General features: G+C 43.8%; 14 protein-coding genes. 8 read left to right on the top strand and 6 right to left on the bottom strand.

Translation table 11 applies throughout. The features are described 5' to 3' along the window. Positions 1-52 precede the first annotated feature (52 nt). Together NV379_RS19255 and NV379_RS19250 are read left to right on the top strand one after the other, a co-directional pair. Complete coding sequence (locus NV379_RS19255) at positions 53-946, top strand: dihydrodipicolinate synthase family protein (RefSeq protein WP_258208963.1); 894 nt, start codon at positions 53-55, stop codon at positions 944-946. 26 nt (positions 947-972) lie between these two features. Continuing rightward, positions 973-2,409, top strand: coding sequence for an aldehyde dehydrogenase family protein (locus tag NV379_RS19250; RefSeq protein WP_258209126.1), 1,437 nt, complete (start codon positions 973-975; stop codon positions 2,407-2,409). A gap of 560 nt (positions 2,410-2,969) precedes the next feature. On the opposite strand, the gene NV379_RS19245 is transcribed toward NV379_RS19250, so the two are convergent. Genes NV379_RS19245 through NV379_RS19235 form a run of 3 tightly spaced genes read right to left on the bottom strand, consistent with a single transcriptional unit; the run spans position 2,970 to position 4,799 of the window. Beyond that, the gene (locus NV379_RS19245; RefSeq protein ID WP_258208962.1) at positions 2,970-4,193 is read right to left on the bottom strand and encodes an NAD(P)/FAD-dependent oxidoreductase; all 1,224 of its coding nucleotides are present in this window, start codon (positions 4,191-4,193) and stop codon (positions 2,970-2,972) included. Beyond that, positions 4,186-4,530 carry a (2Fe-2S)-binding protein gene (locus NV379_RS19240; RefSeq protein ID WP_258208961.1) on the bottom strand — a complete coding sequence of 115 codons (345 nt, stop codon included), beginning with the start codon at positions 4,528-4,530 and terminating at the stop codon, positions 4,186-4,188. The genes NV379_RS19245 and NV379_RS19240 overlap by 8 nt, the downstream gene beginning before the upstream one ends. After that, positions 4,527-4,799 (bottom strand): (2Fe-2S)-binding protein, encoded by a 273-nt coding sequence (locus NV379_RS19235; protein WP_258208960.1) that lies wholly within the window; start codon positions 4,797-4,799, stop codon positions 4,527-4,529. Before NV379_RS19235 ends, NV379_RS19240 begins: the two co-directional genes overlap by 4 nt. A 292-nt stretch (positions 4,800-5,091) precedes the next feature. Here NV379_RS19235 and opp3b point away from each other — a divergent pair, with 292 nt between their 5' ends. The 4 genes from opp3b to NV379_RS19210 all read left to right on the top strand — a co-directional run bounded on the left by opp3b (position 5,092) and on the right by NV379_RS19210 (position 9,645). Then, a complete protein-coding gene (opp3b, locus tag NV379_RS19230; protein WP_258208959.1) occupies positions 5,092-6,021 on the top strand; it encodes an oligopeptide ABC transporter permease in 930 nt (309 codons plus the stop codon). Then, complete coding sequence (gene opp3C, locus NV379_RS19225; RefSeq protein ID WP_373426132.1) at positions 6,018-7,034, top strand: oligopeptide ABC transporter permease; 1,017 nt, start codon at positions 6,018-6,020, stop codon at positions 7,032-7,034. The genes opp3b and opp3C overlap by 4 nt, the downstream gene beginning before the upstream one ends. A gap of 221 nt (positions 7,035-7,255) precedes the next feature. After that, the gene (locus NV379_RS26105; RefSeq protein WP_308860309.1) at positions 7,256-9,250 is read left to right on the top strand and encodes an ABC transporter ATP-binding protein; all 1,995 of its coding nucleotides are present in this window, start codon (positions 7,256-7,258) and stop codon (positions 9,248-9,250) included. A gap of 14 nt (positions 9,251-9,264) precedes the next feature. Then, a complete protein-coding gene (locus NV379_RS19210) occupies positions 9,265-9,645 on the top strand; it encodes a DUF3899 domain-containing protein (protein ID WP_258208958.1) in 381 nt (126 codons plus the stop codon). 39 nt (positions 9,646-9,684) lie between these two features. Here NV379_RS19210 and NV379_RS19205 read toward each other — a convergent pair whose 3' ends face one another. After that, the gene (locus NV379_RS19205; protein ID WP_258208957.1) at positions 9,685-10,572 is read right to left on the bottom strand and encodes a methyltransferase domain-containing protein; all 888 of its coding nucleotides are present in this window, start codon (positions 10,570-10,572) and stop codon (positions 9,685-9,687) included. Positions 10,573-10,826: 254 nt separating this feature from the next. Between NV379_RS19205 and NV379_RS19200 the strand changes: the two genes are divergently transcribed. Both NV379_RS19200 and NV379_RS19195 read left to right on the top strand, forming a co-directional pair. After that, positions 10,827-11,198: a MarR family winged helix-turn-helix transcriptional regulator gene (locus NV379_RS19200; RefSeq protein ID WP_258208956.1), complete on the top strand. Its 372-nt coding sequence runs from the start codon at positions 10,827-10,829 to the stop codon at positions 11,196-11,198. Between the two features lie 35 nt (positions 11,199-11,233). Then, positions 11,234-11,599: a VOC family protein gene (locus NV379_RS19195; RefSeq protein ID WP_258208955.1), complete on the top strand. Its 366-nt coding sequence runs from the start codon at positions 11,234-11,236 to the stop codon at positions 11,597-11,599. Positions 11,600-11,669: 70 nt separating this feature from the next. Here the strand turns inward: NV379_RS19195 and NV379_RS19190 are convergent, their stop codons facing one another. Both NV379_RS19190 and NV379_RS19185 read right to left on the bottom strand, forming a co-directional pair. Continuing rightward, entirely contained in the window at positions 11,670-12,494 is an 825-nt protein-coding gene (locus NV379_RS19190) for a GNAT family N-acetyltransferase (RefSeq protein WP_258208954.1), read from the bottom strand. 18 nt (positions 12,495-12,512) lie between these two features. Continuing rightward, the gene (locus NV379_RS19185) at positions 12,513-13,862 is read right to left on the bottom strand and encodes a hypothetical protein (protein ID WP_258208953.1); all 1,350 of its coding nucleotides are present in this window, start codon (positions 13,860-13,862) and stop codon (positions 12,513-12,515) included. Positions 13,863-13,864 lie beyond the last annotated feature (2 nt).

Below are 13,864 nucleotides of genomic sequence, written 5' to 3'. Positions count from 1 at the left end.
TTGCAATACAGAAGGTGAGCGTTTCACCACATAATTGAGAGGAGATTATCAAATGCCAAAATTTCCAGGTGTTTATGTAGCAACAATTACCCCATTTACAAATGACTATGAGGTCGATTACAGAGGTTTGCATGATCATGTGAATTGGCTGATCGAGCAAGGCGTACACGGAATTATTCCGACAGGTTCTTTAGGGGAATATGCAACTTTTTCGTCAGAAGAGCGCGCGAAAGTCATTGAGACGACTATTGAAGCTGCGGCTGGACGTGTGCCAGTTGTTGTAGGTTCTGCGGCTCCATCTACGAAGCAAGCGACAGATTGGGTTCGTTTCTCCATGGAAAAAGGTGCTGCAGGTGTAATGGCATTGCCGCCAATTAACTACAAGGCGAACGAAGCAGAAGTTATTGCGCATTACCAAGCGATAGCAAATGTTGGATTGCCAGTTATCGTGTATAACAATCCGCATGATTATCCAATTGATTTGACACCACGTGTCCTGAAAAAGTTAGCGGAGTTCGATAACATTGTTGCGGTAAAAGAATTCTCCGGCGACATTCGCCGTATGCACGATGTGATTCGTGAGACGAATCTTGAAGTTCTTGTAGGTGTTGATGATCTAGCACTTGAAGGCGCAATTGCAGGAGCAACGGGTTGGATTGCGGGCTTCGTTAATGCGATGCCAAGAGAAAGCGTAGACGTATTCGAATGGGCACAACAAGGTAAATTGCCTGAGGCGCTTGAACTGTTCCGTCGCCTTGTTCCATTATTCCATTATGATGCAGGTCCTCGCTTGGTACAGGCGATTAAATATACGATGGAGCTTATCGGCCGCCCAGTAGGTCCTTGTCGTCCGCCACGCCTTGGATTAACACCGGAAGAAGAAGTGGCAATTAAAGCAGCATTCGATTATGCGACAAAATCTAACCTTGCGATTAGCGCGAACTAATGTAAAGCTTGGAGGTGCTAGCCATGATACATAGTCAGAACTATATCGGTGGTGAGTGGTCAATACCAACTGATGGTGAACTGATCGTACACAATCCTTCGAATGTGAAAGAGCAAGTGGGAATTGTACATTTGTCAGGTGCAAGTGAAGTACTTCATGCAGAGCAGGCGGCGCGTAGTGCTTTGCCAGGTTGGGCAGGATTGTCTCCGGCTAAACGCGGTGATACGTTAGGTCGCTTAGCAACTGCTCTTGAAGCAAATGTAGAAACTCTCGCAACTATTGCAAGTCGTGAGATGGGTAAGCCGATTAGTGAGATGAAAGGCGAAGTGATGCGCGGAGTTAATCTGCTGAAGTATTATGCGGCGGAAGGCGTGCGCAGTCATGGTAGTGTGATTCCAGCCTCTGAAGCGGGTGTACTTCAATACACGAAGCGTGTTCCTCTAGGCGTTGTTGGCATCATTACACCGTGGAACTTCCCTGTTGCAATCCCGATTTGGAAAATTGCGCCTGCGCTTCTTTGTGGTAATACGGTCGTATGGAAGCCAGCTGAGTTCGCGTGTTTAACAGCGACGAAGATGATCGAAATTTTTGTGGATGCAGGATTGCCTGCTGGAATTATAAATTTAGTTATCGGTAAGGGAAGTAAGATCGGCGATGTGTTGCTTGAGCATTGCAACCTGAATGCAATTTCGTTCACAGGTTCAACTTCAACGGGTCAACGTATTGCAGCGATCTGTGCTAGACGCAATATCAAGTACCAAACGGAGATGGGCGGCAAGAATGCAGCTGTTGTCTTGAAAGATGCAGACCTTGATCTTGCGATTCCAGCTATTCTAAGTGGTGCGTTCCGTTCGGCGGGGCAGAAGTGTACAGCAACGAGTCGTATTATTGTGGAGCGGGAGATTATGCCGAGCTTTACAGCTGCTTTGCAGAAGGGAATGGAAGCTCTCATCATGGCACCGGCACTTGATGCCAAAGCTTATCTGGGCCCAGTAGCATCAAGCAGCCAATACGATAGTGTCATGTCTTATGTAACGATGGCACGTGAGCAAGCTCAAGTTGTTGCAGAATGTAAGTCTGACGTGGCTGATGGTGAAGGTTACTTTATTCATCCTTTAGTGGTGTCTGGTGTGAGCAGCGATCATCCGCTTGTACAGGAGGAGATCTTCGGACCAGTAGCGGTCGTGCTTGAAGCAGACAACTATGAACATGCGGTTGCCTTGTGTAATGCGACGATATTCGGGCTGAGTGCTTCGGTATTTACACAAGATCTAAATCAAGGATTACGATTCTTGGACGATGCTGAGGTTGGGATGGTTCGAGTTAATCAAGAGACAGCTGGTGTTGAATACCAAGCACCGTTTGGCGGAACGAAATGGTCGAGTTCGCATACAAGAGAGCAAGGTCAGGCTGCACTTGATTTCTATAGTGAGGTTAAGACTTGTGCTATAAAATACAGTTAGTTTTGGTGGGATAAAAGTGGTGTCACTGCAGAGAAATATGCACTTCCGGTCGCTGTCTCAATCGAGAATTATTTGATTAGGTTTTATGGGTAATTCTCGATTTCAAAGGCGAACACTTCGTTCCTACAGTGCATATTTCTCTTCCGTTTAACTTTTATAACACAAGGTGTGTGAGGATAAAGGGCTATCCCTTCGCTTTGCGAGGGGATAGCCCTTTTTAATGGGAAACCCTAAGTTTCTTAAAGAACATTTCTAATGAACATCAGGTTTTCAATCTGAATGTTCGTTAGAAAATTATCTTTAAAAGTTCACTATGTGACCTTCAAAGCAATCAAAAAAACAAGTCAGATCCCCAAGCAGTCTCCAAAGCAAAGCTTAAATCCTTCCCAAGTCAACCTGAAGTTCAAATTCAAAGCAAACCTCAAAGCAAAACCTAAAGTACAATCACCGAGTGCAACATCCCGCTGCTTCCGCCAGCGCAGAGTCCATGGAAAAGCCCCAAGAACGAAACCCCAAAGCAAAAACGCACCCAACCGAAGGTTAGATGCGATTTACTTCAACTATATAACTCCCTGACCGACTTCAGAATTAGATGCCATACGTGCGATTCGCTCGCGCCCTTCGGCGACTTGCGGGTGGAATTGGATGAGGGCTTGTTCACGGATGTCGATGACTTGCTGCTTGGCTTGATCTAGCTCTTTTTGCACCATCGGATGTTTCGGTTTGAAGCTTTGGACGATTGCAAGTCCTGCTACTTTCCCTTGTGCTTTGGCGACTTTGGCGCTTTCGATGCCTGTAATGTTACCGGCGACGTATAGTCCTTCGAGTGGTGTTTGCATATTCGTATCATGAAGCGGTACATGACCACCGAGTTCTGGTACGTATCGGAGTGGGCAGCCAGCAACGGATGCGAGTTCGGCTAATGGATACAAATCCCCTGCAATACATACGAAGTCAACAGGAGCGATGCGAGTTGTTCCCGGAACGACCTCGCCGCTTGCTGTGACGTAAGCGACTTTAACGCTCTCGACTTGATTTTCCCCACAAATCTCGATGACTGCACGTTTGAGGTGAATTGGAATGCCCCACATTTTGAGTAAACCACTCGGATAAAATGCTAATCCAAGGCGCTGAAACAGCTTGAATTTCATCAGCTTGCTGCCAAGGCGAAGAATCGCAGAAGGCGCAAGATGAGCGACGCGCAGTAAGGACTGCATGACTTTTTCAGGAGAAGCAGCATCTTTATTCACAGTATTCTGCGGTGGGAGCATCATCCCGACGATCTCGATGTCTGCAAGTTGAAGCTCTCTGGCAATGGCAACAGACAGTACATTAACTCCAACAATGATACCGCGCTTGCCGACACGTACACGGTGCACATTCGTCATGACTTGCGCTGCGCCAATAGACATTACCCCCGGTAGTGTCCAACCTGGCATAGGTGCAGCAACTTCAGCGGCACCAGTTGCGATCAGCAAGGTGTTAGTTTCCAATATTTCTTCGGAGGTATAGACTCGCCAACCGGAATTCGATGGCTGGACATCATAGACGGATGTTCCAAGCGTAATATCTACGGATAAGGATACGGCGCGATTGTACATGTTCTTCGCTTCTTCAATCCCATTCCACCATTCTCCGGTCGGTTCTTGGTGTAGTTGTCCAAGCAATCTGCCTCCAGGCTTCATAAACTCATCGATTACTTTCACTTGAAGACCATTCTCCGCACATACAATCGCTGCGGACAAGCCGGCAGGTCCAGCACCAATGATGATGACGTCAATCATGCTCGTTGCCTCCTTTTTTATGAAAAGGAGTAGGTAAGACTTGACCAGATCGAACTTCCATTCCTTCACTGATCGTGGTTATGCAAGCACGCACACCATCTTTACCATTCACGGTAACTCGACATTCAAAACAATGCCCGATGTTGCAGTAGATGCCGCGAGGCGTCCCTTTTTCCTCATGATAACGAAGTGTACGAATGCCACTTGCTAGTAGCGCAGCTGCAATGGTCTCTTCTTCATAACCTTGCAATAATTGTCCATCGAAGGTGATGTTGATCTTCTGACGTTCACGTAATTGCCCTAAGATGGGATGGTTCTCGATGCGTCCGTAGCTCATGACTCATTACCCCCCAAATTATGAAAAGTAACGGGCCTTACAGGAGGTTGATACTTTAGCGTTGTTTCGTGTGGAGTAGGCACTCCTGATGTTTGTTCAATAATTGTATCGATTAATAAACGGCAAGTTCTGCCTCCGCAAAAACCCATTCCTGCTCTTGTACGAAGCTTAACTTCTCGCGACGAACATTGGTATTGCTTGGCTGTATCGACGATCTGACCGAGGCTGACTTCTTCACATCGACAAATAATAATTGATGACTGATCCATTGGACTCCCCTTTTCATGCGAATATCATATGCTTCTCGTTGCAAGAAACAAGCCAACTCCTGTATGAATTCATGCCATTTGGAAGTGTCTATATCATAAGGAATTGGCGAAAAGTGTCTATTTATCTGTAAACAAGTTGTATATGTATTTTGACACCTCTTGCTAAATGGATAGAGGGTACATTATTAGAAGATCATGGCATGAGATTTGCTTATTTTGGAAAAAGGATAAAAGGTGTCAAACACCTTTTTGAAAGCGATAACAAAAATATAGACTTGGGGGTGCTGTGGGTATGGTGAAATATGTTGCTAGACGGCTGGGTTACATGCTGGTGACGTTCTTGGTTATCTCGACGCTAACGTTCTTCTTGATGCAGACCTTGCCGGGATCGCCATTTAATGACTTGAAGCTCACGAATGATCAGAAGAAAATTTTGTACGAAAGATACGATTTGGATAAGCCTATTCCGATTCGGTACGTCAAATATATGACGAATTTGGTGCAGGGTGATCTAGGAAAGTCATTCCAATTCGAAGACAGACCGGTGACGACGATTATTGGTGAGCGTATTGGACCGTCTGCGATTCTAGGGGCTCAAGCGCTAGTGTTTGGGGTTCTGGTGGGGCTTCTGCTCGGTATGATTGGAGCTCTGAAGCACAATACGGCTTGGGATTATGGGTCGATGATATTTTCGGTGTTAGGGGTGTCCATTCCTTCCTTCGTATTCGCTGGGATGCTACAGTATTGGGTGGGTGTACGGCTAGGGTGGCTGCCGATTGCGTTCTGGGAAGGCTTCGCCCACACGATACTACCTACCATCTCGATGTCGGTATTCGTTATTGCGACGATTGCACGATTTATGAGAACGGAAATGATCGAGATTCTAGGGCAGGATTATATGACAACTGCAAGGGCGAAAGGGCTTGGCGGTACGGCAATTGTGCTTAAACACGGCTTGCGTAACGCAATGATTCCCATTCTGACACTACTTGGACCGATGGCAATTGGCCTAATGACGGGTTCTCTGGTGATTGAGCGCATCTTTAGTATTCCGGGGCTAGGTGAGCAGTTCACGAAATCCATTATGACGAATGATTATCCGGTTATTATGGGTACGACGTTATTCTACAGCTTCTTATTTATTGCAATCATCTTTGTCGTAGACATTCTGTACGGAGTTATTGATCCAAGAATACGTTTGACGGGAGGGAAGCAGCTGTGAGCTTACCTATCAATTCATATAATAAAGAAGTATTCGAACCAGCAGATGACACGAACCTTAATCCTGAGAAAATAACGACGAAGTCGCTTACTTCCTTGCAGGATTCATGGATTCGTTTTCGGCAAAATAAAGTTGCTTTAGTTGGGCTAATTATTATTATCTTCCTCATATTTATGGCGATCTTCGGTCCTTATATGAACAAATGGGGATTTGATGATCAGCAATTAACACGTGCGAAATTACCACCGAAAGTACCTTTTCTAGAAAATATACCGTGGCTCGGTTTCAATGGACATGATATTCAAGGCGTCGATCAATATGCGAAAAAAGGAGTGACCGACTACTTCTGGTTCGGAACGGATGAATTAGGTCGTGATTTGTGGACACGTATCTGGGAAGGGACTCGAATCTCGTTATTCATCGCTGTGCTTGCTGCTTGTATTGATGTCATTATCGGTGTAGCGTACGGGGCTATCTCTGCGTTCTATGGTGGAAAGGTCGACAATGTGATGCAGCGAATTTGCGAAGTATTAGTCGGGATTCCAAGCTTAATTATTGTAATCTTGCTAATTCTCGTGCTGAAGCCAGGTATTCTCACTATTGTCCTAGCGATGGTCATGACGGGCTGGGTCGGGATGTCGCGTATTGTGCGGGGGCAGATATTGAAGCTTCGCGATCAAGAATATGTGCTTGCAGCACGTACATTAGGAGCGAAAGATAAGCGACTTATGTTCAGACACTTGATCCCGAACTCGATGGGACCGATCATCGTAACTTCAATGTTCACGATTCCTGGGGCTATTTTTACAGAAGCATTCTTAAGCTTTATCGGGCTTGGCTTACAGCCACCTACTGCATCACTTGGCACCATCATTAACGATGGTTACAAACTCATGCGCATCTATCCGCACATGCTCATCATGTCCTCAGTCGTTATTAGCTTGATCATGATCAGCTTCAATATGCTAGGCGACGGCTTGCGCGATGCTTTAGACCCGAAGATGCGGCGTTAGGTTTTGAAAGGTTATTTTGAAAAATGATGGTTTGCTAAATGCACGGAACGTAGAAAAAACAATGCACTGTAGGAACGAAGTGATCGCCTTTGAAATCGAGAAATACCCATAAAACCAATTCAAAAATTTCTCGATTGAGACAGCGACCGGAAGTGCATTGTTTTTACGCAGTGAATGGTGAAAAAGCAACATTTTTAAAAAAAGTAAAAGGAGGAACTCAAGTGGAGAAAAGCCTTGTCGTGAAAGACTTACAAGTCTCATTCAACACCTATGCAGGCGAAGTGAAAGCCGTTCGTGGTGTTTCGTTCGATTTATATAAAGGCGAGACACTCGCAATAGTTGGCGAATCAGGCTCAGGCAAATCGGTAACCGTCAAAAGCATTATGCGTCTTATTCAAAAGTCAGTCGGCTCCGTTAAAGGCGGCGAAGTGTGGCTAGAGGATCAGAATTTATTAGCGATGTCGGAGAAACAGATGCAATCCATTCGCGGATCGGAAATTTCGATTATTTCCCAAGATCCAATGACATCTTTGAACCCAACAATGACCGTAGGTAATCAGATTATGGAGTGTATGACGAAGCATCAGAAACTGTCTAAATCCGAAGCGAAGAAGCAAGCGATCGAATTGCTTCATCTCGTAGGTATACCCGAGCCGAATATTCGAATCAAGCACTACCCTCATCAATTCTCAGGTGGCATGAGGCAGCGTGTTGCAATTGCGATCGCACTAGCTTGTAAGCCTAAGATTCTGATTGCCGATGAACCGACGACTGCGCTGGATGTTACGATCCAAGCACAAATCCTTGATTTGCTCAAAGATTTGCAGAAGAAGATGGGCATGTCGATTATTTTTATTACCCATGATCTAGGTATTGTTGCCAGCATGGCAGATCGGGTCATTGTGATGTATGCGGGTAAGACGATTGAGATGGGTACAACAGACGATATTTTCTACGATCCTAGACACCCGTATACATGGGGGCTGCTCGGTTCAATGCCTAGCTTACATACACAAGGGGAGACGTTGTATTCAATTCCTGGTACGCCTCCTAACTTGCTTCGTGTACCTGTTGGAGATGCGTTTGCCTCGAGAAATAAATTCGCACTTAAGATTGATTATATGGAAGAGCCGCCGATGTTCCAGATTTCAGAGACGCACTTTGCAGCGACTTGGCTGCTTCATGATTTCGCACCTTCGGTAACCCGTCCGAATGTAGAACTTAACCGTAAGGTGTTGTTTACAGCAAGTAGCGCTCAGGTGAAACAAGATCTATCTGCGCGTGAGAAATTAGTGGAAGTAAACGAGCTTCATAAACATTTTAAAATGGGCAAAGGACTTATTCATAAAGCAGTAAATGGGCTAACGTTCGATATTTATAAAGGTGAGACGTTCGGCCTTGTTGGGGAATCAGGCTGTGGGAAGTCGACGACTGGGCGCACGATGATCGGACTTTATGAGGCGACTCAAGGGTCGATTAAGTATGGCGGAGTCGATATGAAGCAGTGGGAGAAGAGAAGTCAGCGTCAGCAGATGAATCGGATGATGCAGATGATTTTCCAAGATCCATACTCTTCACTTAATCCTCGGATGACAGTTGCGGACATTATCGCAGAAGGAATCGATATTCATTGCTTGTTGTCTAGTCGGGGGCAGCGGATGGCGAAAGTGTATGAACTATTAGAAACCGTTGGTCTGAACCGTGAACACGCAAGTCGTTATCCACATGAATTTAGCGGAGGTCAGCGTCAGCGGATCGGGATTGCGCGTGCACTTGCTGTTAATCCAGAGTTCATTATTGCCGATGAGCCAATTTCTGCACTCGACGTATCCGTTCAAGCGCAAGTTGTTAATTTGCTCAAGGAGCTTCAGCGGGAGAAAGGGCTGACGTATTTATTCATTGCTCATGATCTATCTATGGTGAAGCACATTAGTGATCGAATTGGGGTTATGTATCGGGGGAGAATTGTTGAACTTGCAAGTAGTGCAGAGTTGTATGAGAATCCGATGCATCCGTATACACAGTCGCTGCTATCAGCGATCCCTCAGCCAGATCCCGTGCAAGAGAGAAAGCGGAAACGGATTATATTCGATCATGAGACGTACGTACGAGACGAAGCGCGCCAAACATTCCGTGAAGTAAAACCAGGGCACTGGCTAGCTTGTTCTGATGATGATTATGATTTAACGAATTCAGCGAAAAAATATCATGCATAACGAGGAGGAATTCCATGCGGAAAAACCTTCAACATACGATGGTAATGATCGTGTCCGTGTGTTTGCTATCACTGATCGTGGCGTTCATGCGTCAAGCAACATTCTGGCTATCCTATATTAATACAGTTTCACTTGTCTCGTTAGTGCTGCTCATGATCGGTGGGAGCATGTGGGTCTTACAAAGCGGAGTACAAGATCGGGTAATCCGAATTTTTATGCTGTTTAGTAAGCATCAAGATAAAGTGGGGCAATATGTGGATCAAGTTGCCCCACAAACTATGCAATCTCGCCCCACGCTACGCTATGCAGTGACGTACCCTTTTTTATGGGCAGGGGGATTATTGTTTGTTGGGATGTATGTGGTATCAAGTGTGATGGTGGGCGGCTTAGAATAGCCGTCTATCTTTATTTTTTTAATCGGATAATTGAATTTATTAGAGTCTCCTAACTACAGTCCCAAAGGTAATCTTCATATTCGCTGCATAGGTGATAGTTGATTCTTGATGAAACTCTTGTGATAGAAGTAGTTCATTCTCATATTGAGTGATAGCCTCTTGCTCAGTTGCTCCACGATCAATCAGATTGTGAATAAACGATTCACGATCCTGAGTTGGAGCATCTGCATAACCACTATCGAGCAAAGATTGATAAAGCTTCTGTTTATGGCTATCTTCCATATTTGGGTGAAGGAAATTTACTTTGTCGGAGACCCGGCACTCAATATTTTGCAAACCCAATTGACTGAAATAAACAGGAATCTTCATTCCGATATTGCCGTCTTTCCCACTTTGAGCAGCACTCTGTTCATAAAGCTTCTGGAGAAGTCCAAGTTGAACCGTCTTGGATTGAGTTGGTCCATGAAGGTGGAAGTTTGCCATATTCGAAATCCAATGAGGCTCGAAGGTGATCATTTTTCCCGTTTCAACAACGGTGTCCATCATTTTCTGGAGAATTGTCATTGGATTCGGTACATGAAGCAGAAAGGCATGGCATATCGCGATATCGTATTTTCTCTCCAGAACAATCTCCTGAATGTCCCCTTGTATAAATTCTGTTTCATATGGAAGCTTTGCATAAAGCTGTCTTGCTTCATCCAGTAATTGATCCCCAAGATCAACACCCGTGTATGTAGAACCTTCGGGTAAGAGCGGTAGGAGCTTGAGTCCCAAATATCCATACCCACAGCCGAAATCGATAATGTGCACAGGTGATTCGATCTTCCAGACCATTTTGACTAAAAAATTAATGTAATCATCGTTGTAGTATAAGTCTCTTGAGTTACGTAGATATTCAATTCTCGTGTCCCAATAATAATCACTCATGGCAGTTACTCCTTGTTATGTAATAGGTAAAACAGGTCAGATAGCTTCAAGACAAGGATACATATGATGTGGATGAAGGTAAAGGGAAAATATAACAAAATAATAGTTGCAATAACATCATATATCGATTATGATTAACTTAGTTGCAATAACAACGTATATAGGAGGAGATTAAAATTACACAACAATCTAATCAACATGACAAAAATACAACTGAATCACATGGCCACTATATCTCAGCCATTTACCGTCATATGCAAATCTTAATCTCCGCGGAGCTAGCGCCATACCGAATCGGAAGTGGACAGTATATTTTTCTAATGGTGATAGCAACTGGCCAGCCAATCACACAGAAAGCGCTAAGTGAGAAGTTGCTCATTGATAAGACGACAACCGCTAAGGCGATAGCAAAGCTAGAATTAGAAGGGTACGTGCGAAGAGAAGTCGATCCTGCAGATAATCGCTACCATCAGCTCTATTTGACAGAAGCAGGTCGTGAAGTTGTTCCGAAGGTACAAGAATCTTTGGGGCGGGTGAAGAGCCGAACGAAGAAGGGTATTACTGATGAAGAATATGATGTATTTATCGGTATGTTGAAGAAGGTTCTTCATAATCTCAGCGAATAACAATAAAATTGCTTAATCCTAGGAGGATGTTAAACATGATCGTACTTCCATTTATCTCGGTAGACAATTGCAAAGATGAAATCAAGTATTATCAACGCGTGTTTGGCGGAGAGATTACAATTTTGCGTAAGCAAGGGGATGAAGTGCTTAACGCAGATTTGCATGTTGATGGTGGGATCTTGAATTTCGCCGATTCTCAAGCAGCAAAGCCAGAAGTGAAAGGCGATTACGTGAGAATCTTCTTGAAAATCGACACAGAGGAGAAGTTCCGTAACATCTATGATGAATTCGCATCGACTGGTAAGATTCACACCGAATTGTACGAAGCTCCGTTTAACGGACTGCTTGCAATCGTGGCTGATCGAAACGGCGTATGCTGGGTGTTATCTTACTATAGATAATCGTTATGAAGATTGGAGAGCCACCTTATGGGGTGGCTCTTTGTTGTTCAAGATTTAGTTACTGTTTGTTTCATTCAAAATAAAACCAATTTACTTTGTAGCGTAAAGTCTGAATAAGCCCTGCTTTTTCCGCTGTTTTCTGTGAGGCGATATTACTTTCCATGCAGTCCCACCATGCTGTAATCTGGTTTTCATTGAATGTATTTAGCAATAATTGTACAAGGGAGCTAGACAGACCTTGTTTCTTATAAGGCTGAAGTGTTTCAACCCCAATGGTGTGGGTAGAATGAAACTTCGCTGATGAGATGGCCATACTTGCGATTTGATTATCCACTGTTAATGCAATGTATCCATATCCATTTTGTAAAAAGTTATTGATAGTCCCCCAATATTGCTCCACATATTTGATCAGAAAATCAGCGTTTTTATAGGCTCCCATGTGTATTTCAGTGAATAGAGCTTCGTTAACCGCTAGGGCTCTAAAGGGTTCTATATGAATAGAGTAATTTTCACTTCTGTTCGCAACGGATTTATATACGTATTGGTAGCTTTCATGTAGCTCTCTATTAGCAATGCTTTGATAAATGGTCGGATACCAAGACTCCTCTGCGGAAAACTCGAAATAATTGATATCTTTATCCTTAAGAAAAGGGATAATTTCGTTCTCAATCAGAATTTTAATCGATGCAGGGAAAGAAGGATTATTTGCTCGACCCATGAAGTTGAAGCATTCTAAACCATTTGACCATACAAGTGCAGAGGACGGATTCTCCAAGTTGTCGACCCACACTTCACCAGGGTTATGCCCTGCAACTACTGCTGCAAACATGCAATCACTATGAGCATGAATCAATTGGTCTGCAAGCCATTCGTTTCTTATGAGAATACGATACATGTATGTCACTTCCTATTCTTATGTCAACTGAGTAAGCTCAACCGTAATTGCATTACAAACCCAATCACTGTCGAGAATATATACCAAGCGAAGATTTGATGTCTGTGTCTCAGAATCAGTTTCAAGTTTATAACGTAATCGTATTTCTACTTTGTCTTGCAATTTACTCCAAGCTTCTTCAATTGAAACGGTCGGCTTCAGGAATAGATCGTTATCGTCATTGGAAAGATCGGTATTAAACATTTTCAAAGCATCAATCGTATTATTTAACGCCCAAGATTCACGATCAATAATGAACCGGATACCAGCTCCACCAATACCAACCCCATGAAGCATACGGTGGATGGTCACCTGAATCTGATTGCCTAGCATACTTTGAATTGGCGGGTGTCCTAGCTTGTTGATGAATGCGTATTGATACTGCGTCTTGTCAGCAGATGATTGCCGTAGGCAGGAGACTGCAATGTCTTTCGCACGCTCTACCTCATCATCCGTTAATAGAGGGTAGAATGGGTGTGGGGCATATGGGTCCGCATTAGTCGTATGGTCGGGTAGTTTCAAGGCATTATAGCTATCAGTTGTAAAAATAGGCTTCTTCAAATTTACGATGGGTTGATGTTCTAATGTTAAACTCGCATCCATGTCGATTACTTCAATAAGCTCATCCTTGTCTTCTCGAATCAGTTCCCCAGTTACAGCGTCATATATATTTTCTCGCCATGCATAGTAAGGATATTTTGGAGATATTAACTTGTGATAGAAGAGCGACAACTGGTTGGGATTGAACTGTTTCACGAAATTCTCAAGGGGGATCGGATTTTCATTCTTGGTGAATGAGCTGGAATCCCACCTATAAGATAAGTGGATGAGATTGAAGTTATGATCGAGTGTAATATTGAACATTTGGTAGTCGCTAACACGGATACCATTGTGTGCACGTACGTATTGAACTTCATAGAGATCATGATTTGTGATTAATTTCTTGGTTACATATAATTCAGCAGTGTTAATCGTTAAGTCCAGCTTGTGTATCCATCCAATAATGTTAGGGTAGATTTCTTCGTAAACTTCATCGCTCATTTCTTCATTTGTCTCATTGAGATCATTACGGCGATCATGACGATAATAAGCGGTTATTTTACCAGTAACAGCGTCTAATTCAGCTCGAATCGTATGTGGATTTACTAGTTCATCCTCATCCAGCCTTGGCTCGCCAATCTTGTTCCATTCGAGCTCAATACGGAAATAAGGCTTCATATTCGGTTCTGCATTGCGATAAATACCACTGTAGATGATTTCATGTGTTGCAGGTATATCTAAGCAATGATGTACATGTTTAATCGCTTCGTTTATCGTAATAAGCTTCATTT

This window comes from Paenibacillus radicibacter (genome assembly GCF_024721995.1).
GTDB classification, from domain to species: domain Bacteria; phylum Bacillota; class Bacilli; order Paenibacillales; family NBRC-103111; genus Paenibacillus_AM; species Paenibacillus_AM radicibacter.
Note: the sequence above shows the minus strand (reverse complement) of the source record. Positions and strands in the feature narration are given on the sequence as shown.